The 23,187-nt window shown below is 64.4% G+C and carries 25 protein-coding genes; 18 read left to right on the top strand and 7 right to left on the bottom strand.

Going from position 1 to position 23,187, the window contains the following annotated elements; translation table 11 throughout:
• The first annotated feature begins 160 nt into the window (after nucleotides 1-160).
• The 3 genes from IMX18_RS13610 (at nucleotide 161) to IMX18_RS13600 (ending at nucleotide 3,713) form a co-directional block, all read left to right on the top strand.
• The gene (locus IMX18_RS13610) at nucleotides 161-1,087 is read left to right on the top strand and encodes an alpha/beta fold hydrolase (RefSeq protein WP_015269963.1); all 927 of its coding nucleotides are present in this window, start codon (nucleotides 161-163) and stop codon (nucleotides 1,085-1,087) included.
• Nucleotides 1,088-1,397: 310 nt separating this feature from the next.
• A complete protein-coding gene (locus IMX18_RS13605; RefSeq protein WP_015269964.1) occupies nucleotides 1,398-1,823 on the top strand; it encodes a VOC family protein in 426 nt (141 codons plus the stop codon).
• Between the two features lie 213 nt (nucleotides 1,824-2,036).
• Nucleotides 2,037-3,713: an MFS transporter gene (locus IMX18_RS13600; RefSeq protein ID WP_013972077.1), complete on the top strand. Its 1,677-nt coding sequence runs from the start codon at nucleotides 2,037-2,039 to the stop codon at nucleotides 3,711-3,713.
• 67 nt (nucleotides 3,714-3,780) lie between these two features.
• Here IMX18_RS13600 and IMX18_RS13595 read toward each other — a convergent pair whose 3' ends face one another.
• Entirely contained in the window at nucleotides 3,781-4,350 is a 570-nt protein-coding gene (locus tag IMX18_RS13595; protein WP_013972078.1) for a hypothetical protein, read from the bottom strand.
• Nucleotides 4,351-4,461: 111 nt separating this feature from the next.
• Between IMX18_RS13595 and IMX18_RS13590 the strand changes: the two genes are divergently transcribed.
• The 7 genes from IMX18_RS13590 to IMX18_RS13560 are packed head-to-tail and all read left to right on the top strand — an operon-like array spanning nucleotide 4,462 to nucleotide 10,745.
• Nucleotides 4,462-5,139 (top strand): thermostable hemolysin, encoded by a 678-nt coding sequence (locus IMX18_RS13590; protein WP_015269965.1) that lies wholly within the window; start codon nucleotides 4,462-4,464, stop codon nucleotides 5,137-5,139.
• Nucleotides 5,129-6,589 carry an AMP-binding protein gene (locus tag IMX18_RS13585; protein WP_217190843.1) on the top strand — a complete coding sequence of 487 codons (1,461 nt, stop codon included), beginning with the start codon at nucleotides 5,129-5,131 and terminating at the stop codon, nucleotides 6,587-6,589. The genes IMX18_RS13590 and IMX18_RS13585 overlap by 11 nt, the downstream gene beginning before the upstream one ends.
• Nucleotides 6,590-6,604: 15 nt before the next feature.
• Nucleotides 6,605-7,285, top strand: coding sequence for an iron-containing redox enzyme family protein (locus IMX18_RS13580; RefSeq protein WP_023663323.1), 681 nt, complete (start codon nucleotides 6,605-6,607; stop codon nucleotides 7,283-7,285).
• Nucleotides 7,272-8,078, top strand: a complete 807-nt coding sequence (locus tag IMX18_RS13575; RefSeq protein ID WP_013972081.1) for an SDR family oxidoreductase — start codon at nucleotides 7,272-7,274, stop codon at nucleotides 8,076-8,078. Before IMX18_RS13580 ends, IMX18_RS13575 begins: the two co-directional genes overlap by 14 nt.
• Nucleotides 8,075-8,716 (top strand): tetratricopeptide repeat protein, encoded by a 642-nt coding sequence (locus IMX18_RS13570; RefSeq protein WP_015269968.1) that lies wholly within the window; start codon nucleotides 8,075-8,077, stop codon nucleotides 8,714-8,716. Before IMX18_RS13575 ends, IMX18_RS13570 begins: the two co-directional genes overlap by 4 nt.
• A 2-nt stretch (nucleotides 8,717-8,718) precedes the next feature.
• Entirely contained in the window at nucleotides 8,719-9,381 is a 663-nt protein-coding gene (locus IMX18_RS13565) for a response regulator (RefSeq protein ID WP_003259308.1), read from the top strand.
• A complete protein-coding gene (locus IMX18_RS13560; RefSeq protein WP_217190841.1) occupies nucleotides 9,378-10,745 on the top strand; it encodes a sensor histidine kinase in 1,368 nt (455 codons plus the stop codon). The genes IMX18_RS13565 and IMX18_RS13560 overlap by 4 nt, the downstream gene beginning before the upstream one ends.
• 7 nt (nucleotides 10,746-10,752) lie before the next feature.
• Here IMX18_RS13560 and IMX18_RS13555 read toward each other — a convergent pair whose 3' ends face one another.
• Nucleotides 10,753-11,139 (bottom strand): VOC family protein, encoded by a 387-nt coding sequence (locus IMX18_RS13555; protein WP_061302467.1) that lies wholly within the window; start codon nucleotides 11,137-11,139, stop codon nucleotides 10,753-10,755.
• A gap of 200 nt (nucleotides 11,140-11,339) precedes the next feature.
• Between IMX18_RS13555 and IMX18_RS13550 the strand changes: the two genes are divergently transcribed.
• Nucleotides 11,340-11,525 carry a hypothetical protein gene (locus IMX18_RS13550; protein WP_061302466.1) on the top strand — a complete coding sequence of 62 codons (186 nt, stop codon included), beginning with the start codon at nucleotides 11,340-11,342 and terminating at the stop codon, nucleotides 11,523-11,525.
• 148 nt (nucleotides 11,526-11,673) lie between these two features.
• Nucleotides 11,674-12,579: a LysR family transcriptional regulator gene (locus IMX18_RS13545; RefSeq protein ID WP_013972086.1), complete on the top strand. Its 906-nt coding sequence runs from the start codon at nucleotides 11,674-11,676 to the stop codon at nucleotides 12,577-12,579.
• 38 nt (nucleotides 12,580-12,617) lie between these two features.
• On the opposite strand, the gene IMX18_RS13540 is transcribed toward IMX18_RS13545, so the two are convergent.
• Nucleotides 12,618-13,091: a YMGG-like glycine zipper-containing protein gene (locus tag IMX18_RS13540; RefSeq protein ID WP_003259312.1), complete on the bottom strand. Its 474-nt coding sequence runs from the start codon at nucleotides 13,089-13,091 to the stop codon at nucleotides 12,618-12,620.
• Nucleotides 13,092-13,241: 150 nt separating this feature from the next.
• Between IMX18_RS13540 and IMX18_RS13535 the strand changes: the two genes are divergently transcribed.
• The 4 genes from IMX18_RS13535 to IMX18_RS13520 are packed head-to-tail and all read left to right on the top strand — an operon-like array spanning nucleotide 13,242 to nucleotide 16,648.
• Nucleotides 13,242-13,838: a paraquat-inducible protein A gene (locus tag IMX18_RS13535; RefSeq protein WP_015269972.1), complete on the top strand. Its 597-nt coding sequence runs from the start codon at nucleotides 13,242-13,244 to the stop codon at nucleotides 13,836-13,838.
• Entirely contained in the window at nucleotides 13,835-14,479 is a 645-nt protein-coding gene (locus IMX18_RS13530; protein ID WP_024086789.1) for a paraquat-inducible protein A, read from the top strand. Before IMX18_RS13535 ends, IMX18_RS13530 begins: the two co-directional genes overlap by 4 nt.
• Entirely contained in the window at nucleotides 14,463-16,103 is a 1,641-nt protein-coding gene (locus tag IMX18_RS13525) for a PqiB family protein (protein WP_015269974.1), read from the top strand. The genes IMX18_RS13530 and IMX18_RS13525 overlap by 17 nt, the downstream gene beginning before the upstream one ends.
• 11 nt (nucleotides 16,104-16,114) lie before the next feature.
• Nucleotides 16,115-16,648 carry a PqiC family protein gene (locus IMX18_RS13520; protein ID WP_015269975.1) on the top strand — a complete coding sequence of 178 codons (534 nt, stop codon included), beginning with the start codon at nucleotides 16,115-16,117 and terminating at the stop codon, nucleotides 16,646-16,648.
• A 62-nt stretch (nucleotides 16,649-16,710) separates the two neighbouring features.
• Here the strand turns inward: IMX18_RS13520 and IMX18_RS13515 are convergent, their stop codons facing one another.
• The gene (locus IMX18_RS13515; RefSeq protein ID WP_217190839.1) at nucleotides 16,711-18,489 is read right to left on the bottom strand and encodes a phosphoethanolamine transferase CptA; all 1,779 of its coding nucleotides are present in this window, start codon (nucleotides 18,487-18,489) and stop codon (nucleotides 16,711-16,713) included.
• 153 nt (nucleotides 18,490-18,642) lie between these two features.
• Here IMX18_RS13515 and IMX18_RS13510 point away from each other — a divergent pair, with 153 nt between their 5' ends.
• Nucleotides 18,643-18,789 carry a DUF2986 domain-containing protein gene (locus IMX18_RS13510; protein WP_015269977.1) on the top strand — a complete coding sequence of 49 codons (147 nt, stop codon included), beginning with the start codon at nucleotides 18,643-18,645 and terminating at the stop codon, nucleotides 18,787-18,789.
• Nucleotides 18,790-18,946: 157 nt separating this feature from the next.
• On the opposite strand, the gene IMX18_RS13505 is transcribed toward IMX18_RS13510, so the two are convergent.
• On the bottom strand, nucleotides 18,947-19,315 hold the full coding sequence (locus IMX18_RS13505) for a hypothetical protein (RefSeq protein ID WP_015269978.1): 369 nt from the start codon (nucleotides 19,313-19,315) through the stop codon (nucleotides 18,947-18,949).
• A 286-nt stretch (nucleotides 19,316-19,601) separates the two neighbouring features.
• Between IMX18_RS13505 and IMX18_RS13500 the strand changes: the two genes are divergently transcribed.
• Complete coding sequence (locus IMX18_RS13500) at nucleotides 19,602-20,093, top strand: GNAT family N-acetyltransferase (RefSeq protein ID WP_015269979.1); 492 nt, start codon at nucleotides 19,602-19,604, stop codon at nucleotides 20,091-20,093.
• Between the two features lie 60 nt (nucleotides 20,094-20,153).
• Here IMX18_RS13500 and IMX18_RS13495 read toward each other — a convergent pair whose 3' ends face one another.
• Nucleotides 20,154-21,527, bottom strand: coding sequence for an 8-oxoguanine deaminase (locus IMX18_RS13495; protein WP_100413698.1), 1,374 nt, complete (start codon nucleotides 21,525-21,527; stop codon nucleotides 20,154-20,156).
• Nucleotides 21,528-21,686: 159 nt separating this feature from the next.
• A complete protein-coding gene (locus IMX18_RS13490) occupies nucleotides 21,687-23,066 on the bottom strand; it encodes an APC family permease (RefSeq protein WP_054571868.1) in 1,380 nt (459 codons plus the stop codon).
• Nucleotides 23,067-23,187 lie beyond the last annotated feature (121 nt).

Below are 23,187 nucleotides of genomic sequence, written 5' to 3'. Positions count from 1 at the left end.
CGAGAGCGTCGGTAGGGGAGCAGCGCGGGCAGGGTTGTTGGGAGATGGTGAAGCAAGGCATGGGGTAGGCATGTCGTGTGGATGACGCCGGCACGTGGGGTATGGGCCGGCGTCATGTGATGCCTGGCCATGGGCCGGCGTTCTATCAGGGAGAACTACGATGCATTCGCTGTGCAGTCCCAAGGATCACCTGCTGGACCTCGACGGTATTGAAATAGCGGTACGCACCTGGGGGGCGGAGGACGGCATCCCGGTGCTGGCTCTGCACGGCTGGCTGGACAACGCCGCCTCGTTCGAACGCCTGGCACCGATGCTCGACGGCTGCTTCGTGGTCGCCCCCGACCTGGTTGGCCACGGCCGCTCGGACCATCGCCGCCACGACAGTGGCTACTACCTGTGGGAACATGCCGAGGACATGCTGGCAGTGACCGACAGCCTGGGCCTGTCGCAATTCCATGTGCTGGCCCATGGCATGGGCACCGGGGTGGCGTCGCTGCTGGCGGCCATGACCAGCGGTATTGCCAGCATGACCTTCCTCGACGGCATGGGCGCACCGTTCACGGTGGCCGAGGATGACCGCGTGCAGCACCTGGCCCGGGCCTACCGGCTCAAGCGCATGGTGCAGCGCAGCCAGTTGCAGGGTTTTTCCGAGCCGGACGTCGACCGTTTCGAGGACCTGGACACGGCGTTGGAACAACGCCGCGAGCGCCTGGACACCGAGCTGTCGGAAGAGGCGGCACGGCTGCTGGCGCTGCGTGACCTGCTGCAACTGGGCGAGGGCTATTGCTGGCGCCACGACCCACGCCTGGTGCTGCCCGAACCCATGCCGCTGACCGAGCGCGAAGCCTGCGACCTGCTCAGCCAGATCCGTTGCCCGTTGTACCTGCTGTTCGGGCGCCAGGGGGCATTCACCGGCGAAGCCTTTACCCGGCGCCAGGCGGCCTTGCCCAGCCAGGCGAAGATCTCCTGGCATCCGGGCGGGCACCACTTCCACCTGGATGCGCCGGACCGGGCGCTGGTCGATCAACTGCTGCGCATCCTCACCCGCCATGAAGGGGGCGTTCTGCAACGGTTGGTAAACGAATAACTGCATATGGTCATGCCATGCGCACGTGGGCTATGGTGGTGAATCTCATCGGGCTTGCGTGATCCCTTGTGGGAGGTTGTCCAGCTCTTTGGGCTGCGCTGTCGCGCAGATAACAGATATCGCTCGCTTGGTGCGTCCTTTGTAGGAGCAGCCTTGTGCTGCGAAGAGGCCGGTAAAGTCAACAGACAAGCATTGTCAGTACCGACCTCTTCGCAGCACAAGGCTGCTCCTACAGGCCCCTGGCAAACCAATGAGCCAAAGCGGGCACGCCCGCTCCCACAGGAATCCAGCGGCCACAAGGAGCCTTGGCATGCGACCATTCGTCATCAAGCACATCGACCACCTCGTCCTGCGGGTCAGCGACCTGGAGCGCAGTGTCGCCTTCTACACCGAGCTGCTCGGCTGCACGGTCAGCCGCGTGCGCGACGACCTGGGCATGGTCCACCTGGCCACGGGCACGGCGATGATCGACCTGGTGACCCTGGATGGTCCCCTGGGCCAGCCAGGTGGTGCGGCGCCGGGGGCCGAGGGGCGCAACCTGCACCATTTCTGCCTGCGCATCGAGCCGTTCGACGAGGCGGCACTTACGACCTACCTGCAAGCTGCAGGGGTTAAAGTCGAACCTGCCGAAAAACGCTATGGCGCCGAAGGCGAGGGGCTGTCGCTGTACTGCTACGACCCCGATGGCAACCAGGTCGAGCTGAAAGGGCCGGTACCGGCAACGCAGGCTCCATGAGCAACCTGCACACCCGCGAGAGGTAGGGATCGCGCAAGGTTCAGGTGGATATCCCGGCAAAGCCTATTATGCTTCATTTACCTTGCTGCGATCCGAGGCGGCCCGCCTCGTCGTGCTTCGCATATCCAAAGCAAGCCCCCCAGGGCCTGGGTGCGACGGTGAAAAAAATATGAGGTGCTCCCGGCCTGCATGACGACAAGACGGAGGCACCCCATGGCGGTTCTCGACAGCACATCCACGGGCAGCGCGCCCCAACGCGGTATCACCCGGGAGGAGCGCAAGGTCATCTTCGCCTCGTCCCTGGGCACGGTATTCGAATGGTACGACTTCTACCTTTACGGCTCTCTGGCGGCGATCATCGCCAAGCACTTCTTTGCCGGGGTCAATGAAACCACCTCGTTCATCTTCGCCTTGCTGGCCTTTGCCGCCGGCTTTGCCGTGCGGCCATTCGGCGCCATCGTGTTCGGTCGCCTGGGCGACATGATCGGGCGCAAGTACACCTTCCTCATCACCATCGTCATCATGGGCTTGTCCACCGCTGTGGTGGGCCTGTTGCCCAGCTATGCCACGATCGGCGTGGCAGCGCCAATCATCCTCATCAGCCTGCGCCTGCTGCAGGGCCTGGCACTGGGTGGCGAGTACGGCGGTGCGGCCACCTACGTGGCCGAACATGCACCCAAGGGCCGGCGCGGCTTTTTCACCGCCTGGATCCAGACCACGGCCACCCTGGGGCTGTTCCTCTCGCTGCTGGTGATCATGGCCTGCCGCACGGCCATGGGTAACGAGGTGTTCGAGGCCTGGGGCTGGCGAGTGCCATTCCTGCTGTCGATACTGCTGCTGGCGATTTCGGTGTACATCCGCATGCAACTCAACGAGTCGCCGGTGTTCATGAAGATGAAGGCCGAGGGCAAGGCGTCCAAGGCGCCACTGACCGAATCGTTCGCTCGCTGGGACAACCTCAAGGTGGTGGTCATGGCGCTGCTCGGTGGCACCGCCGGCCAGGCCGTGGTGTGGTACACCGGGCAGTTCTATGCGCTGTTCTTCCTGTTGCAGATGCTCAAGATCGAGCCGCAGACCGCCAACCTGCTGATTGCCGGTTCGCTATTGATCGGCACACCGTTCTTCATCTTCTTCGGCAGCCTGTCCGACCGCATCGGCCGCAAGAAAATAATCATGGCCGGTTGCATCATCGCCGCGCTGACCTACTTCCCGATCTTCAAGGCACTGACCCAGTACGGCAACCCGGACGTGTTCGTCGCCCAGGAGCAGAACCCGGTGGTGGTGATGGCAGACCCTGCCCAGTGCGCGTTCCAGTTCGACCCGGTGGGCAAGGCCAAATTCACCAGTTCGTGCGATATCGCCAAGAGCCTGCTGGCCAAGCGGGCCATCCCCTATACCAACGAAGCGGCAGAACCTGGCAGCGTGGCGCAGATCCGCATTGGTGAACGGGTACTGCCAAGCTTTGATGGACGCAGCCTGGCGGCAGCGGACTTCAAGGCACAGAGCGATGCCTTTACCGCGACCTTGACCGGGGCGTTGAAGGAAGCCGGCTACCCGGAAAAGGCCGACCCGGCGAAGATCCACTACCCGATGGTGCTGTTGCTGCTGACCATTCTGGTGATCTACGTGACCATGGTCTACGGGCCGATCGCGGCCTGGCTGGTGGAGCTGTTCCCGGCACGCATCCGTTACACCTCGATGTCGCTGCCTTACCACATCGGCAACGGCTGGTTCGGCGGCTTCCTGCCGACCGTGGCGTTTGCCATGGTGGCGGCGACCGGGGATATCTATTACGGCTTGTGGTACCCGATCGTGATTGCAGTGATGACGGCGGTGCTGGGGATCTTCTTCCTGCCGGAGACCAAGGACCGCGATATCAACCACACTTGAAGGTTGAGGCTGACTGTACCGGCCTCTTCGCGGGCAAGCCCGCGAAGAGGCCGGTACAGTCAACCCATCAGTCGAAATAGCCACGCAACCCAAAGGCATACCCGGTATCCACCCCAGCAGCCTCGCCGCGGCTCCAGCGCTTCTTCAACACGAACTCGAACGCTGGCTCGTACAGCCCGTCCCGCACCAGTGCACCCGCCAGCACCTCCACGTCATACCAGCCATTGTCCAGCTCGATGATCGGCCGCCCCGGCACCTGGTAACGCGCCATCAGGTCACCCAGTGTCTTGGGCGTGAAGTGCTGCAGGATGCGCCAGGTGTACAGCATCAGCGCACCGTGCTCGACCTGCAGCACATAGCCATTGCGGCGGTGCTTCAGGCGGCTGCCGGGTTCGCGCAGGGCCGGGGTATGGTTGTCCAGGGTGAACAGGATGCGGTAGGGCAGGTTATCGACCCCGGCCAGTGGCAGCACGACCCCTTCGCGCACGGCCTGGTCGCCGCTGTCGCCGTGGGTGAAGGCATGGGCAAGGTCGTCGGGCAATTCATGTTGTTGCTTGAAGCGCTCGAGCAACTGGATATCGCCGAGCAGAAAGTAGTCGACCAGGTCGTTGAGCACTTCGCTGAATTCGTGGCGCATCTGTTTTCCTTGTTGGTGCGCGTGAGGGCAATGGCAAATGTAGCACTTCAGATTGGCTTCAGATTGCCCCCTGATACTGCCCCCAACACCTGACTTGAAAGGGGGACCGCCATGACTCAGGCAGACAGCGCCAGCCTGTTTCCACTGGCTATCGGCAGCCACGGCGAGCGCCTTGCCCGCATGACGCTGAAACGCTCGGGGGAGCCCGGGCGCGACGAGCTGGAACAGTTCATTCACGCCCGCTTTGCCTGCGCGCACCACGCCGACGTGCAGCACTACCTGCCCGAACTGCTCGGCCTGCATGACAGCCACGGGCGCCTGATGGCCGCCGCCGGCATACGCCTGGCCAGCAGTGGGCCGACCTTCCTCGAGCGTTATCTGGATGAGCCGCTGGAAGCGGCCGTGACCCGGCTGTCTGGCAGCTCGGTGAGCCGTGCACAGCTGGTCGAAGTGGGCAACCTGGCCGCGCTCAGCGCCGGCAGCGCGCGGATCATGATCATTGCCGTGACCTGGTTGCTGGCTGCCCGCGGTTTGCAGTGGGTGGCCTTCACCGGTGCCGCGACCCTGGTCAACAGCTTTCATCGCCTGGGCCTGGTGCCGACGGCGCTGGCCGTGGCCGACCCTGGCCGGCTGAACGGCGATGCCGACAGTTGGGGCAGTTACTACGCACAGCACCCGCAAGTGTTCGTCGGCAACATCGGCTACGGCCATGCAGCCCTGGCCCGCGGCGGCGTTTTCGAGCGGCTGGGCTTGCCCGCGAGCGTGCAGGAGGCCGGCCATGCCGCGTGAATGCCAGCTGTTCAGGGAAGTGTTGCAACTGCATGCCCGCCACCGAGGGGCGCAACCGGCGTTGCTGGGCCTTGGCGGGCCGTTCACCTATCAACAATTGCTGGACGAGGTCGAGCAACGCCAGGCCTGGCTGAGCGCGCAGCCACCGGGCACTTTCGCTCTGGCCCTGGAGAACGGTCCCGAGGCGCTGTTCTGGGACCTGGCGGCGCTGTTCGCGGCGCGCCCCATCGTTATTCTGCCGGCGTTCTTCAGCAGCGCCCAGCGCCGCCACTGCCTGGCACAGAGCGGGGCTGTGCTGGCGCTGGCCGACGAGGCCTTCGCTGACGACTTGCACGCCAGCGGCTTCTCTGCCGGTGAGCGCTTCTGGAGCCGGCAGCCGCCAGCGGCCGCACCCTTGCCACCGGGTACCGCGAAGATTACCTACACCTCCGGCAGTACCGGTGCACCCAAGGGCGTATGCCTGAGCGCCGAGGCCATGCTGCGGGTAGCGCATGAGCTGGAGGCTGCCAGCCGGCCCACGGCGCCAGGCAAGTACCTGGCGGTATTGCCTCTGGCGGTGCTGCTGGAAAACCTGGGCCTGTACGCGGCCCTGCTGGCCGGGGCGAGCATTGCCCTGTATCCGCAGGCGCAACTGGGTTTTCGCGGTGCCAGTCAGGTCGACTTCAAGCAATTGCTGGGCGCCATCGCCTTGAGTGGTGCCGAAAGCCTGATCCTGGTGCCGCAACTGCTGCTTGGGCTGGTCACTGCCATCGAGCGCGGCCTGATGCGGGTCGGCCCGTTGCGCTTCGTGGCGGTGGGCGGCGCGCGGGTGGCGCCGAGCCTGCTGGCCCGGGCCCAGGCCATCGGGCTACCGGTGTTCGAGGGCTATGGCTTGTCCGAATGCGCTTCGGTGGTATGCCTCAACCGCCCCGGGGCGCATCGTGCGGGCAGTGTCGGGCGGCCGCTGCCGCATGTGCAGGTGCGCATTGCCGAAGATGGCGAAGTGCAGGTGGCCGGTTCGGCGTTGCTCGGCTACCTGGGCGAACCACCCTTCAGCGAGCCGTGGTTGTCGACCGGTGACCTGGGCCACTTCGACAGCGACGGCTTCCTGTACCTGGCCGGGCGCAAGAAGCACCAGTACAGCACCAGCTTCGGGCGCAACGTCAACCCCGAATGGGTCGAGGCCGAACTGACCCAGGGCGGGGTGATCGCCCAGGCGTTCGTCCACGGCGAAGGCCTGGCATACAACCTGGCGTTGATCTGGGCGCTGGACCCGCAGGCTGACGACCACACCCTGGAACAGGCCATCCGCCAGGCCAATGCCGGCCTGCCGGACTATGCCCGGGTGCATGCCTGGCGGCGTCTGCCCGAACCTTTGAGTGCCGCCGGGCAAACCCTGACCGCCAACGGCCGGCCACGCCGCGAACAGATCCTGCGGTGTTACCAGTCCCTGTTATCCGACCTTCAATGATCTACGAGGTTTGCCATGCTTTTCTTCGACATGCTGCAGCAGGAAACCGCCGACGAGCGTACGGCATTGTTCAGTGTCCCGGTCATCCGCGACGCGCTGGCCGGCAAGGCCAGCCTCGAGGCCTATGTGGCCTTTCTCACCCAGGCCTACCACCACGTGCGGCACACCGTGCCATTGATGATGGCCTGCGGGGCCCGTTTGCCGGCGCGGCTGGAGTGGCTGCGCGGCGCAGTGTGCGAGTACATCGACGAGGAGTACGGCCATGAGCGCTGGATTCTCGATGACATCGCCGCCTGCGGTGGCGACCCGCACCAGGTGGCCGGCGGCCGGCCGGCATTGCCCATCGAGCTGATGGTGGCATTTCTCTACGACCAGATTGCCCGTGGCAACCCGGTCGGGCTGTTCGGTATGGTCAACGTGCTCGAAGGCACCAGCATTGCCCTCGCCACCCAGGCAGCCGGTACCCTGCAGAGCAGCCTCGGCCTGCCGGACAAGGCGTTCAGCTACCTGAGTTCCCACGGCGCCCTGGACCAGGACCACATGGCCACCTACCGTGGCCTGATGAACCGTCTGGACCAGCCCGAAGACCAGCAGGCGGTAATCCACGCTGCCAAAGTGGTGTATCGCCTGTATACCGCCATGTTCGAAGGGCTGCCGCGTACCGCGCAGCAGGAGGTAAAGCATGCGCTTGCCTGATTGCGTGGCGGTGCTCACCGGTGCCAGCGGTGGCATCGGCCTGGAGTTGGCGGCCCAGCTATGCAGTGCCGGTGCTCGCGTACTGGCGGTCAGCCGGCAGCAGGGCAAGCTGACCGAACTGATGGCGCGCTACCCCGGGCAATTGCGCTGGCAGCAGGCCGACCTGCGCTGCGCCGAAGGCCGCCGTGACGTGCTGGAGGCAGCGCGGGCGATGGGTAGTTGCAACCTGTTGATCAACGCCGCCGGGGTCAACCGCTTCGCCTTGCTCGAACAGATGGACGAGGCCGCCCTCGACGAGTTGTTCGACCTCAACATCAAGGCCGCCGTGCAGCTCACCCGCCTGTGCCTGCCGCTACTGCGCGCCCAGCCCAGTGCGCTGGTGGTGAACGTGGGGTCGATCTATGGCTCCATCGGCTACCCAGGCTATGCCACCTACTGCGCCAGCAAGTTTGCCTTGCGCGGGTTCTCCGAGGCATTGCGCCGCGAGCTTGCCGACACCTCGGTGAACGTGCTGTATGCCGCACCGCGCACTACCCGCACGACGATGAACAGTAGCGCCGCGCAGGCCCTTAATCAGGCGTTGAAGGTAGGCGTCGATGACCCGCAGGATGTCGCCCGGGCGGTGCTCGACGCGGTACAGGCCGAGCGCAGCGAACTGTACCTGGGTTGGCCGGAGAAACTCTTCGTGCGCCTTAACGGCATGCTGCCAGGCGTGGTCGACCGCGCCCTGCGCAAGCAATTGCCGCTGATCCGTCGCTACAGCAACTGGCACAGCAAGGAGTCGAGCAAATGAAACGTCTGATACTGGCCAGCCTGCTGGCCATCGCCCCGTTCACCTGGGCCCTCGACCAGACCGGTACCCAGCAACTCAACGCCATCCAGCAGCGCTGGGCGGTGGTTCGCTATAACCTGCCCGAAGCCCAGCGTGCCGGGGCATTCGAGGCCCTGGCGGCACAGTCGGCGGCGTTGGTGCGCCAGCATCCGGGCTCGGCCGAGCCGCTGATCTGGGACGGCATCGTCAACAGCAGCTGGGCCGGCGCCACCGGTGGGCTGGGCGCGTTGGGCAAGGTCAAGGCCGCCCGCGCCAGCCTGGAAAAGGCCCTGGCCATGGACCCCAAGGCGCTGCAAGGCTCGGCCTACACCAGCCTGGGCGCGCTGTACGACCAGGTGCCCGGCTGGCCATTGAGCTTCGGCGACCAGGCCAAGGCCGAGGCCATGCTGCGCCAGGCGCTGGCGATCAACCCCGACGGTATCGACAGCAACTATTTCTGGGCCGACCACCTGTACCGGCAAAACCGCTACGACGAAGCCCGCGCCGCCCTGCAAAAGGCGTTGCAGGCACCGCCCCGGCCCGGGAGAGAGTTGGCCGACCAGGGCCGGCGTGGTGAAATCGATGCTTTACTCAAAGCGATCAAGGACAAACAGGATTAAGCATGCGCTTGCTGTTGGTAGAAGACGACGCCGCGTTGGGGGAGGGGATTTGTGACGGCCTGCGCCGCGAGGGCTATACCCTCGACTGGTTGCAGGATGGCGCCAGTGCCTTGCATGCCCTGTGCCACGAAGAGTTCGACCTGGCCATCCTCGACCTGGGCTTGCCGCGCCTGGATGGCATCGAGTTGCTGCGGCGCCTGCGTGCGGCCGGGAAGACCCTGCCGGTGCTGGTGCTGACCGCCCGCGACGCCACCGATGACCGCATTGCCGGGCTGGATGCCGGCGCCGACGACTACCTGGTCAAACCCTTCGACCTCAACGAACTCAAGGCCCGCTTGCGGGCCTTGCTGCGGCGCAGTAGTGGCCGCGCCCGCGTGCTGATAGAGCATGCCGGGGTATGCCTGGATCCGGTCAGCCAGCAGGTGCACTACCTGGGCCAGCCGGTGGTACTCACGCCCAAGGAATACCTGCTGCTGCACGAGCTGCTGGCCCAGCCGGGCAAGGTGTTCACCCGCGAACGCTTGACCCAGTTGCTGTATGGCTGGGATGAAGAGCCGGAGAGCAACACCCTGGAAGTGAACATCTACCACCTGCGCAAGAAGCTGTTCAACGGCCTGATCCGCACCGTGCGCGGGATCGGCTACCTGGTGGAACGCAAGTCATGAGCTCGTTGCGCCAACGCACCTTGTGGCGGGTGATGCTGCTGTTGCTGGTCGGCAGTGGGTTGCTGGCGCTGTACAACTATCACGACAGCCGCCACGAAATTAACGAAGTGTACGACGCCCATCTGGCGCAGAACGCCCGGCTGCTGCAGGGCATCATGAGCCTGCCGGTGCAAGAGCAGAGCCGTGACGAGTTGTACCGCGCCTTCGACGAGGCCTTGAGCAAGGCCGGGCACCACAAGGTGGGGCACCGCTACGAGAGCAAGCTGGCCTTCCAGGTATGGGCCGACGACGGCGGGCTGCTGGTACACACGCCCAGCGCCCCGCAGCTGGGGCAGGCGCCGCGGGTGCCGGGTTTCGCCGACGTGGTGGTGGATGGGCGGCGTTGGCGCAGCTTTGTCTTGCCGGTGCCGGAAAAACACTGGGTGATCTGGGTGGGCGAGCGCAACGACGTGCGTGACGACCTGATCGAACGCATCGTGCAGCACACGCTGTTGCCATTCCTGTTCGGCAGCCTGGCCCTGGCCTTGCTGGTGTGGGCGGCCATAGGCTGGGGGCTGCGGCCGCTGCAGAACATGGCCAGGGTGATCCGCGCCCGACACGCCGAGTCGCTCGAGCCGTTGCAGCTGGTGCCGTTGCCTAAGGAGCTGGAGCCGATGCAGGCGGCGATCAACCGCCTGCTCGGGCAGATCGACGACCTGCTGCGCCGCGAACACCGTTTCATCGCCGATGCTGCCCACGAGATGCGCACGCCCTTGGCCATCCTGCGCCTGCACGCGCAGAACGCCCTGAATGCAGACAGCGCTGCCGAGCGGGACAAGGCCCTGCAGTTTCTGATGGGCGGTGTCGACCGCCTTGCCCGGGTGGTCAACCAGCTGTTGACCCTGGCCCGCCTGGAGCCGCGACCAGGCCGGCGTGACTGGCCGCGGGTGGACCTGGAGGGCGTGGTGGCCGAGACCCTGGCAGAGCTTACCCCCTGGATACTGGAGCGCGGGCTGGAGCCTTCGCTGGACATCGCGGCCGGCGACTACCACTTGCACACCGACGCTGGCGCGTTGGGTATTGCGCTGCAGAACCTGGTGGCCAATGCCGTGGACCATTCGCCGGCAGGCGGTCGGGTCACCGTGACACTGCAGTGCGAAGGGCAGGCCTTGCTGGTCAGTGTCGACGACGAAGGGCCGGGCATCGCCGAAGTCGACCAGCAGCGGGTATTCGAGCGCTTCTACAGCAAGGGCTCGACCAATGGCGCCGGGCTGGGGTTGTCGATCGTCAGCACCATCATGACCCGCCTGGGTGGCAGCGTGCAGTTGCGCAACCAGACGCCACACGGACTGCGCGCGACCTTGCGCCTGCCCGTGGAGCCCTGAACGCTTGCTAGTGTTTCTGGGCGATCTGGATCAGGTTGCCGCAAGTGTCATCGAACACCGCTACGGTGACCGGCCCCATGGCAGTAGGCGGTTGGGTGAACTGCACGCCCGCTGCGCGAAGCCGGGTATATTCGGCCTGGATGTCCCGCACGCCGAACGAGGTGGCGGGGATGCCGTCCTGCTTGAGCGCGGCCTTGTAGACCTTGGCGGCCGGGTGCGCGTCGGGCTCGAGCAGCAGCTCGACGCCGTTGGGGTCGTTGGGGGAGGTGAGGGTCAGCCAGCGGTGTCGGCCCATGGGGATGTCGTGCTTGGGCTCGAAACCGAGTACGTAGTGGTAGAAAGCCAGGGCCTTGGCCTGGTCGTCGACGAGGATGCTGGTGACTATGATCTTCATGAACGCACACCGTATGCCTGGAGTCGTTGAGTACCAGTAAAGACAATCAGCGGCATTTGGCCAGGGCACCGGGTTCACTGCTAACCCTGCAGCGCGATCCGACAGCATTTCTCTTCACGGTCAAAGTTCCAGATGGGTTGGTGGCAATGGGGGTTGTAGCGTTGATCGGGCAATACCACCCAAACCAAGGAGTGAACCCCATGCAAGAAGAACCCGTTAACGAGCCAGACGACACGCTTGACCACGAACAGCTGGAAAGTGCAGAGCCGCAGGTAACGTTGTCCCGGCGCAAGCGCGGTATAGGGCCAGTAGTCGGCATGCCCTGCAGGCCAGGGTACAAGCTGATTGGTGATGACTGTGTAATCGCCAATATCGATTTCGAGTGAAGCAAAGGGGGGGCGCATCGCGCCCCTCGTAAAAACCTGCTCAAGCCATAGGTAAATCCTTCATCACCCGGCCCCCACCCAGCCGCTGCCGAGGGTAAAGTGACAGGCATGATCCCAGCGCGCCCAGACCGGCGTCAGAGAGGTGCCCGTGGCGGCCTACACATTGCGACAACTCAAGTACTTCGTTACCACTGTCGAGGCCGGCAGCGTGGCCGAAGCTTCACGCCAGCTGTACATTGCCCAGCCGTCCATCTCCACGGCCATCAAGAGCCTGGAAGAAAGCTTCGGCGTGCAGCTGTTCATCCGCCACCACGCCCAGGGTGTGTCTCTGACGCCCAGCGGCAAGCGCTTCTATGCCAAGACCAAGTCGCTGCTGCAGATGGCCCACGAATTCGAGCAGAACGCCCTGGCCGACAACGACACCGTGGCCGGGCAAATCGACATCGGCTGCTTCGAAACCGTGGCACCGCTGTACCTGCCGCGCCTGATCGCCGGCTTTCGCCAGCGTTACCCGGGGGTGGATATCCGCCTGCGCGACGGCGAGCAGCAGGACCTGATCCAGGGCCTGACTGCCGGTACCTTCGACCTGGCGTTCCTCTACGACCATGACCTGGACGGCACCATCGAGGCCGAGCCGCTCATGCCGCCGCAGAAGCCCTATGTGCTGCTCCCCGAGAACCACCGCTTTGCCGGGCAGGCCCAGGTGTCGCTGCGCGATCTGTGCCCGGAGCCGATGATCCTGCTGGACGTTGCCCCCAGCCGTACCTACTTCGTCAGCCTGTTCAACGAAATGGGCCTGACGCCCAATATCGTCTTCAGTTCGCCGTCGATCGAGATGGTACGCGGCATGGTCGGGCAGGGCTTTGGCTTTTCGTTGCTGGTGACGCGGCCGCATTCGGAGTACACCTACGACGGGCAACGCCTGGCCATGCTGGATATAGCCGAGCCAGTGGCGCTGTCAGGGCTGGCAGCGGCGTGGTTGAAGCGGGTGCAACTGACCAAGCCGGCGCAGTTGTTCGTCGAGTTTTGCCGGGAAGAACTGGCCAAGTTCTGAAACGGGCACGCCATGCAGGAGCATGGCGTGCCCGTTGGTCAGGGGTTGACCTGATAGCCGCGCCCTTGCAGGCAGCCGGCATAGGCACTGGCATGAGCCTGGGCTTTCGCTTCGTCCTGGCCGCGCCGGTCCTGACGGCGGTCCTGACGCTGGCGCATGCCACCGACCGCAGCACCGGCGGCGGCCACTTCGCCGGCGCGGTTCTGTCGGTATTGCTCCTTGGCATCGTCACCGACCCGGTCATACAGCTCGTCGTGCTGGTTGCCGCGCACCTGCGCGCCTGCCGCACCGGCAACCGCGCCGGCGGCGGCACCGCGTACCCGGCCACCGACATGGGGGTCGCTGGAGGTCGCGGCACTGTTCGCGGCATTGGTCGCGACAGTATTGCAATCATTGATATCCAGTTGCATCTGCTGGCTGCTCTGGCCCTTGAGCGGCACCACCGACTGCGCCTGGGCTGCCGATGCCGCGCACAGCAGCACCAGCAGGCAACTCCACGTGAACGTACGCATGGCAAACCTCCAGCGGGTGGGGATCCCGTTTCACAGGATAGTTCTATTTGCTGCCGATGATGGCAGTTTTGCCGGGATGGTCTAAACCGGATATCAAACGTGGTTCGCCTGCGTATCACGGCGTGAATCCGGGCTACCTGTGGAAACCCCATGAGCCAGAGCCAGCAACTGATCATCTGTGAGTACTGTGACACGGTTTACAACCGTGCGCCGCTGCTCAAGCACCAGCGCGCCGTTTGCCAGCGCTGTGGCGGCGTACTGTACCGGCATACCTCGCTGACGGTGCAGCAACGCCTGGCCCTGAGTGTGACGGGTGGCATCCTGCTGGTGTTCGCCAACGCCTACCCGGTGATGACCATCGGCATGCAAGGGCTCACCCATTCCGCGACATTATGGGACTCGGTACAGATCCTCAGCCACGGCAGCATCACCTTCATCGCCCTGGTCATGGCCCTGTCGATCATCTTTGCGCCGGTGCTGCAGATTACCCTCTTGTGCTGGGTGTTGGGTTTCGCCCTGGCCGGCCAGCGTGCACCCGGTTTTGCCCTGTGCATGCGCAGCCTGGAGGGCCTGCGGCCTTGGAGCATGCTGGAGGTGTGCCTGCTGGGGGCGATGGTGGCGGTGATCAAGCTGGCGGGGTTTCTCGACGTGATACCTGGCATCGGCCTGCTGGCGCTGGCAGCGCTCAGCATGCTGATCATCCATATCGCCGGCAAGGACATCCGCGGCCTTTGGGAGCAGGTATGAATACCCCGGCCAACGCCGACGACCTGGGCCTGTGCCTGTGCCATGGCTGCGGTCAGGCCTGCGAACTGGGCAGCGACAAGCACACCTGCGAGCGCTGTGGTGCCGCCATCCACCGGCGCAAGGCCAATGCAATCAGCCGTGGCTGGGCGTTTCTGCTGGCGGCGCTGGTTTTCTACATTCCCGCCAACCTGCTGCCGGTGATGCACACCGAAATGCTCGGCAGTGGCAGCGAAAGCACCATCGGTGGCGGCGTGCTGGAGTTCTGGGAGGCAGGGGCCTGGGACATCGCGCTGATCATCTTCATTGCCAGCGTGGGTGTGCCGGCCATCAAGTTCTTCTCGCTCGGCCTGTTGCTGTTCACCGCCCAGCGCGGTTCTACCTGGGCCTGCCGGCAGCGCTCGCAGCTGTACCGTTTCGTCGAGCTTATCGGCTACTGGTCGATGCTCGATGTGATGGTGGTGGCGCTGGTGGCGGCGCTGGTGCAACTGCGTGGGCTGGGCACCATCGAGCCGCGGGTGGGCATCCTGTTTTTCGGCATGGTGGTGGTACTGACCATGTTTTCTGCGATGAGCTTCGATCCACGCCTGATCTGGGATAGCCGTACCAACGAGGGAGGCCGCATTGATGGTGCAACAGACTGACAAGCGCGAGGGCGCGGGGCAGGTTGAAGTGCGCACCCGGCGCTGGAGCGTGTCGCTGGTATGGATCGTGCCGATACTGGCGATCCTGATCGGCGCTTCGCTGGTGGTGCGCAACTGGATGCAGCAGGGCCCGGTCATCGCCATTTCCTTCCACACCGGGGAGGGGCTGGTGGCGCACAAGACCCAGGTCAAGTACCGCAGCGTGGTGATCGGCGAAGTCACCACGGTGGACCTGGCCGACGACAAGAAGAGCGTGGTCGCCAAGGTCCAGCTGTCCAACGATGCCCGTGCGTTCGCCACCCAGGGGGCGCGCTTCTGGGTGGTACGGCCACGCATTGGCGTGGGCGGCGTGTCCGGCGTGGACACGCTGCTGTCGGGCAGTTTCATCGGGGCGGATTCCGGCGAATCGAAAGTGCCGGAAAAGTCCTTTGTCGGCCTGGAGCTGCCACCGCCGATCACCTACGACGAGAAGGGCAAGCGCTTTGTCCTGACCGCAAGTGACCTGGGCTCGCTGGATATTGGCTCGTCGATCTACTACCGCAAGATCCCGGTGGGCGAGGTGGTGTCCTTTGCCCTGCAGGGCGATGGCAAGGGCGTGGAGATCGGCGTGTTCGTGCAGGCCCCTTACGACAGCTTCGTCACCGCCGATACCCGCTTCTGGAACGCCAGTGGCGTCGACATGCAGATCGGTGCCAACGGCCTGAAGATCGATACCGAATCACTGTCATCGATCCTGGTGGGCGGGTTGGCCTTTGGCTCGCCCGACTTCGCCCCGCAAGCCGAGGCTGCTGCCGACCAGGCGCACTTCCAGCTGTTTGCCGACCGCGATACCGCCCTGGCACCGCCCAGTGGCCAGGCCCAGTACCTGCAGTTGCGCTTCGACCAGGCCATGCGCGGCTTGTCGGTAGGCGCCCCAGTGGAGTTCAAGGGGGTCGAGTTTGGCCGAGTCACATCGGTGCAGCTCGACTATGATGCCACCCGCCAGACCTTCCCGGTGGTGGTCAAAGCGGTGATCTACCCGCAGCGGCTGGGGCCGGTACACCGCAAGATGCTGTCTGTGTTCAAGCATTCCGAAGGTGACATGGACGGTGCGCGGCGGCTGATCGGCACCTTCGTCGAGCACGGCCTGCGGGCCCAGGCGCGCAGCGGCAACCTGATCACCGGGCAGATGTTCATCTCCCTGGACTTCTACCCGGATGCCCCCAAGGTGGCCTTCGACAAGACCGCAGACCCTATCACCATCCCCACATTGCCCGGCAGCCTGGAGCAGCTCCAGGAACAGCTGCAGCGGGTAGTGGAGCGCATCAGCAAACTGCCACTGGAGAGCATCGCCAGCAACCTGGACGGCAGCCTGCGAGAGCTGCGTGCCAGCCTCAAGCAGTTCAATGGCCAGACGCTGCCGGAGGTGAAAGTGGCACTGGACGAAGTGCACAAGACCCTGCGCACGGCCAATTCGGCCATTTCCGAGGACTCGCCGCAGCGCGAGCGGATGGGGGAAACCCTGGACGAACTGGAGCGCATGTCGCGTTCGCTGCGTGACCTTGCCGATTACCTGGGGCGGCACCCCGAATCACTGATACGCGGCCGGCCGAAAGCGGCCACTGCCGCCGAGCTGGAACCCTGAGGAGACAGCCGATGCTTCGACTGCGCAATGTATGTGGCGCCGGCCTGCTGGCAGTGCTGTTGGGCTGCAGCAGTACCCCGAACAACTATCACACGCTGGTACCGAGCGAGCCTGTACGCGACGGTGGCCAGCGCATCCAGGTGGCGAGGGTGGTCGTGCCGCCGCAGGTGGACCGCCCGCAGTTGGTGGTGCGACAAGGGCAGAGCGGCCTGGCCATCCTCGAGACGGAGTGGTGGGGTGCCAACCTGGTGGATGAGTTTCGCAGCGCCTTGCAGGACCAGTTGGGCGGGCCGGTGGGTGGCGGCAAGGTGTTGTTGCGCGTGGACGTACAGCGCTTCGATACCGTGCCGGGGCGCTACGCCTCGCTGGAGGCGGTATGGCGCCTGACGCGCTCGGGGGAGGCCGAACTGACCTGCCGTACCTCGCTACAGACGCCCGCAGACAGCAGCATCGCCAGCCTGGTCAATGCCCACCAGGCCAACCTGCGCAAACTGGCCGAGGCGGTGCGGGTGAGTGCCCGTCAGGGCAGCTGTTCTGCATCCTGAGCGTCTCGCGGACCGTTGTAGGAGCGGCCTTGTGTCGCGATAGGGCCGCTCCTACAAGGTAATCAGTTCAGGCGTCCAGCATTCTGTTTCTTGCCACTGCTGACCATTTCCTGTCCCCGCTCGGCTTTGTCCATTGGCAACTGGTCGAATTCGCGCAGGCCATCCTTGCGGTACGGGTCGCCGATCCAGCGCGGCGCCACCACAAACTGCGGGCTCACCAGGCTCTTGGCCGGCTCGTAACGGTCGTAGCTCAGCCCGGCCAGGTCGGACAGGGTATGGATCAGGTGCGAGCTGCTGTAGGGGCGATCGGCCATCGCCTGCAAGTCGCGCGGGTGCTCGGCCTGCCAGCTTGGCGAAGTCCACAGCAAGAACGGGATGGTGTACATCGGCCGGGTCGGCGCGCCTTCGTTGCGCCCCAGGCGGTCGTGGTTGCCAGAGCTGTACACATCTTCGCCATGGTCGGACAGGTACAGCAGGAAACCATTGGGGGAACTGGCCGAGTAACGCTTGATCAGGCTAGACACCACGTAGTCGTTGTAGCGCACCGCGTTGTCGTAGAAGTTGTAGGTTTGCACCTGGTCGTCCGTCAGCTTGCCGGGCACCCCCTGACGGTCGTTGAAGTGCGCGTAGTCGTCCGGGTAGCGGTAGCGATAGTCCATGTGCGTACCCAGCAGGTGCACAATGATGAACTTGTTTGGCGCCGGGTCCTGCAGGGCCTTCTCGAACGGCGACAGCACCACGTCGTCGTATTGGCTGGCATTCTGGTTGCGCTGGTTGTTCAGGTAGACCGGCGCGTCCGTCTGCTGGGAGAAGGTGGTCAGCATGGTGTTGCGCTTGGTCATGGTCTGCTGGTTGGTGATCCAGAAGGTCTTGTAGCCGGCCTGTTTCATCAGGTTGATCAGTGACGGGTCAGTGAGGAAACGGTCCGGGTTCTGCTCGTCGCCGAAGGTGAGGATCTGCTGCATCACTTCAATGGTATACGGGCGTGGCGACACCACGTTGCGGAACACCGTCAGGCCCTTGTCGCTGGCGGCCAGCGCATCGAGATTGGGCGTGGTGTCGCGGTTGTAGCCATACAGGTGCATGTGTTCGCGAGTGGTGGATTCGCCCAGCACCAGCACCAGCGTGCGTGGCGCTGCACCGCTGCTGTCACGCAGGTTCTGCAGGGGCGGCAGCGCGGCGTTCTTGGCCAGCAGCTCTTGCATGTTGTCCAGTTGCTGGCGGTACTGGCGATAGCCGACCAGCAGTTGCCAGGGCACGGCGGGCTCCATGCGTTGCTGCACTTTCTCCGCCGCGTCGGCGAAGCTGCGCTCCTGGGTGACCATCTGCTTGTAGAACGGGTACACCAGGTTGGCCAACAGCAACAAGGCGACCACCGGCAGGCGGCTGCGCAGTGGTAGGCTGACCGGGCGTACGCGCTTCCACAGCAGCACCGCCCCCAGCGTGTACAACAGCAATGCCAGGCCCAGCCAGGCGCTGAAGTACTGGCTGAAGTACTCACCGGCCTCGGCAGTGTTGGACTCGAACATCACGAAAATGACGCTTTGCGAGAACTCCTGGCGATAGATGCCGAAGTAGCTCAGACCCACCAGTGAAGCGGCCCACAGCACCAGGCCTATACCTGCGGCCGTGGCGCGGGTGAAGCGCGGCAGCAGCAGTACCGGTGCCAGCCACAGACTGCTGAGGAAGAATGCATCGCGAAAGCCGGCGAACCCGGTGGTACCGCTGAACAGCAGCAACGCCTGGGTCACCCCCGAGAAGTACCAGAAGAACAGCAAAAGCCAGCCCAGGCCGGCCCAATCCACGCGCTTGGGCGAGGAGGGGGATGGAGTGTGTGACACGTATGCCTCGTCGTACTTGGCGGCCAGCGGATGTGCTCGTGGCCGGAAAGGGCGTGACGCTAATCTGCCGAGCGTGAAAATAACGTCAACGAGACGCTGGCCCAGGCAAGGTATGATGTATTCAGCCAAACCGGACTGACAGGTCGAGTGAGAATGAACCGTCGCAAGAAGATCAAGCAGCTACTGCAGGCGCACGCCAAGAAGGCCAGTGCCAAGCTGGCGCCGCGCAAGCCCAAGTACATTTGCAAGGCCGACCGTTTGAAGATGGAGGCCGAGGCGGCAGCGGATACCCCCACCTGACTGACTGGCGCGGACCTTGTAGGAGCGGCCTTGTGTTGCGATCGGGCCGCAGAGCGGCCCCACGATATCAGCATTGAAGCAGATATCGCCGGGGCCGCTTTGCGGCCCGATCGCGACACAAGGCCGCTCCTACAGGGAGCGCGTTGGCGGCTTGCGGTCAGCGGCGATAGTAGCGGTGGTCATCATTGTAGCGGTGGTGCATGGCCCGCTCATGGCGGTGCTCCCAGTCGCGGCGCCGTTCCCAGTCGCGTCGGCGTTCCCAGTCTCGCCGGCGCTCCCAATCACGGCGGGCCTGCTCGCGGCGCCACTGCTCGCGGCGCCAGTCGCTGCGGTGGTCATGCCAGCGGTCGTCATCGTGGGCCAGCAACGTGGCTGGCTGTTCATCGGCCACACTGGCCACCCTGGACCAGGGGTTGCCGGCAGGCTGCAACGGTGATTGAACCGCCGGGGCAGCCACTGCGGGCGCCTTCATCTGTGTTGCCGATGCCGTGCCCATCGCCGCGAACGAGAACAGGCCGAGCAGCATCAACCTTGCGACATGTATTTTCATGAGCGAAGCCAACCTCTGATAACAATTGAGCCATCAGGCCAGCAGGTGTCGGGCGAACCTAGTCTCGCGTTCCGTTTCCTTTCTGTGCCTCCCACATAGACCGGTAAACGGGAAAAAGTTCGCAGCGGCAACAACTTGTAGAACTTCAGCGCTTCAAAAAAGGGCACCTTGCGCCTATGGCGACACAAAACAAGCTGTACCTGTGGCAGCGGAGCTCATTTACCATGGCGGCCGTTTTTGACCATTACCAAGGAAACCCGCCATGAGCGCCCCCCAGTTTCGCACCCCCACAGTCGCCGACGCCGAACGCTGCTATGCCATCGAAATCGGTGCCTACGAAGGCGACGAGGCGGCCACGCTGGAGAAGATCCGCACCCGCATCGCGCAGTATCCGCAGGGCTTCCTGGTGCTGGAAAACGCGGGCGAGATCGTCGGTTTCATCAATAGCGGCTGTGCCCACGAAGTGGTGATGTCCGATGAGGCATTCAAGGAGTTGGTCGGGCACGACCCGGCGGCGCCAAACGTGGTGATCATGTCGGTGGTGGTTGACCCGGCGTACCAGGGCAAAGGCTACGCCAAGCAGTTGATGGATGAATTCATCGCACGCATGAAGGCGGCGGGCAAGCTGACCATTCACCTGATGTGCAAGGAACAGCATGTGGCGTTGTACCGGAAGCTGGGCTATCAGTACGTGAAACCGTCGCCGTCGGACCACGGCGGCATGGCCTGGCATGAGATGCTCATGGTCCTCTGATTTCGCAAGACACGGCAGCGTTGCCGGCGATGGGCCGCCAAGGCGGCCCCGAATGGTTGCTTATTCGCCGCTGACCAACTGGCGTGCCAACTGGTTGTGGCGCTCCAGCACCCGTGGCAGGTCGACCGTGGCCAGCTGGCCGTCCTTCACCACCACACGGCCATTGATGACACTGGTGTGCACCTGGGTCGGGGTGCAGAACACCAGCGCCGCCAACGGGTCGTGGTGGCCACCGGCATAGGCCACGTGGCCAAGGTCGAAGGCGACGAAATCGGCCACCATGCCTGGCGCCAGTGCGCCGATGTCATTGCGGTTGAGCACCTTGGCGCCGCCGAGCGTTGCAATTTCCAGCGCCTCGCGCGCAGTCATCGCGTCGGGGCCGAAGCCCACCCGTTGCAGCAGCAAGGCCTGGCGCACTTCACCGATCATGCTGGCGCCGTCGTTGGATGCCGAACCGTCGACCCCAAGGCCCACCGGCACCCCGTGGTCGCGCATCTTGCGCACCGGCGCGATGCCCGAGGCCAGGCGCATGTTCGAGCATGGGCAGTGGGCGACACCCGTGCCGGTGCGGGCGAACAGCTCGATGCCATGCTGGTCGAGTTGCACGCAGTGGGCGTGCCAAACGTCGTGGCCGACCCAGCCGAGGTCTTCGGCATATTCGGCGGGGGTCATGCCGAACTTCTCGCGGCTGTAGGCGATGTCGTTGACGTTCTCGGCCAGGTGGGTGTGCAACGACACCCCGTACTGGCGCGCCAGCACGGCTGCTTCGCGCATCAGGTCGCGGCTGACCGAGAACGGCGAGCAGGGCGCCACCACGATGCGGCGCATCGAGCCGTGGCTGGCGTCGTGATAGTCCTCGATCAGGCGCTGGGATTCCTTGAGGATGTCGGCTTCCTTTTCCACCACCGAATCAGGCGGCAGTCCGCCCTGGCTGCGGCCCACGCTCATGCTGCCGCGCGCGGCGTGAAAGCGCATGCCGATTTCCTCGGCGGCATGGATGCTGTCGTCGAGCTTGCAGCCATTGGGGTAGATGTACAGGTGGTCGCTGGAGGTGGTGCAGCCGGACAGGATCAGTTCGGCCATGGCGGTCTGGGTCGACACCGCGATCATCTCGGGTGTCAGGCGTGCCCAGATCGGGTAGAGGTTGGTCAACCAGTTGAACAGCTCGCCGTCCTGGGCCGCCGGCACCACGCGGGTGAGGCTCTGGTACATGTGGTGGTGGGTGTTTACCAGGCCCGGGATGACCACCTTGCCGCCCATGTCCAGCACCACGTCGGCATGCTGTGGCAGGGTATCGCTGGGGCCGACCTGGCGGATCAGGTTGCCTTCGATGAACATTCCGCCGTTCTTGATCTCGCGGCGTTCGCCGTCCATGGTGACCAGAAGTTCGGCGTTTTTGACCAGTAGCGTTGTTGGAGCATTTGTAGATGACATGGCTTGAGTCTGTCGCAATACGCATCGGCGATTACCGATGTCATAGGCGCAGGGCATTGTAAGCAAGGTTTTTGCGGATTGTATACAGGGCTGATGGTCCTGTGCTGGCCTTTGTATGCGCGGCCCCCTGTGGGACCGCGCAAATGCTCGACAGCGGGGTCACTCGGCCATCTGCAACTCAGGCAGCTTCACCCGAAACGCGCGGGTCAGCCCCAGCAGCACCACAAGGCCCATGCCCATCCAGCACAAACCGATGGTGAACGACAGGCTGGTAAGGCTGCTCCACAGCCACAACGTGCTGAGGAAGCCCAGGCCGGGAATGGCGCCATACAGCAAGTAGTTGCGACCACCACGCAGCTTCTGGTCGATGAGGTAGTGCTTGACCACGGCCAGGTTCACCGCCGAAAAGGCGAACAGCGCGCCAAAGCTGATCATGTTTGCCACCGTGTCGAGGGTGATCACCAAGGCAATCAGCGACAGCAGGCTGACCAGCAGGATGGCCGTGGCCGGTACGCGCTTTTTCGTCACCAGCTGGCCGAACGCGCGGGGCAACGCACCGTCGCGGCCCATGGCGAACAGCACCCGCGACACGCTGGCCTGGGACACCATGGCCGAGGCGAAGCAGCCGGCCACGTAGGTGGCGGTGAAGGCGGTCACCAGCAGCTCACCGCCAACCCGGCGCATCACGTCCACCGACGCCGAGTCCGGGTCGGCGAAGCTGCCCCAGTCAGGGAACACCATCTGTGCGCAGTACGACACCACCAGGAACAACATGCCGCCGATCAGCGACACGGCGAGGATCGCCACGGGGATGCGGTAGGTGGGGTTGCTGGTTTCCTCGGCCATGGTCGAGACCGCATCGAAGCCCAGGAACGACAGGCACAGCACGGCGGCGCCGGTCATGATCAACGGCACGCTGAAGCCTTCGTGGTGGAACGGCGCCAGCAGCGACACCGGCTGCGCCTGCCCGCTGAGGTTGTGGATGGACAGGGCGACGAACACGATGATGAACACCAGTTGCACCACCACCAGGATCCAGTTCACCCGGGTGATCGACTCGATGCCGATCAGGTTGAGGAAGGTGACCAGGGCAATGGAGCCCGCCACCCACACCCAGGCGTGGATGGCCGGGAAGTACTCCGACATGTAGATGCCGATCAGCAGGTAGCTGAGCAGCGGCAGGAAGATGTAGTCGAGCAGCAGGGTCCAGCCGGTGATGAAACCGATGTGGCTGCCGAAGGCCTTGCGGGTGTAGGTGTAGACCGAGCCGGAGTAGGGGTGGGCCTGGACCATGCGGCCATAGCTGTAGGCGGTCAGCAGCATGGCGGCGAGGGTCAGCAGGTAGGCGATGGGCAGGTGCCCCTTGGTCATCTGGGTGACCAGCCCGTAGGTGGTGAATACTGCAAGGGGGACCATGTAGGCCAGGCCGAACAGCACCAGGGCGGGCAGCCCCATGGACTTGCGGAAACGGCCGTTGCTGGCGGTGGGTTGCGACGGGCTATGTGCAGGGCTATGGGCTGTACTTGTTGTTGTATGCATTGCTAACTCCTGGAAAGGGATGCAGGACGCCGCGGTATGCGAGCGGGCTCGATACCGGTGGGTGTTGTGCAAGGAGGTCGAGCGGGTGGCTCGCAGCGCTGGGGCGGGTTGATGCTCCCAC

This window comes from Pseudomonas shirazica (assembly GCF_015168335.1).
In the GTDB taxonomy this organism is placed as follows: Bacteria; Pseudomonadota; Gammaproteobacteria; order Pseudomonadales; family Pseudomonadaceae; genus Aquipseudomonas; species Aquipseudomonas asiatica.
The sequence above is the reverse complement of the archived record's forward strand: the minus strand, read 5'-3'. Positions and strand labels throughout refer to the sequence as shown.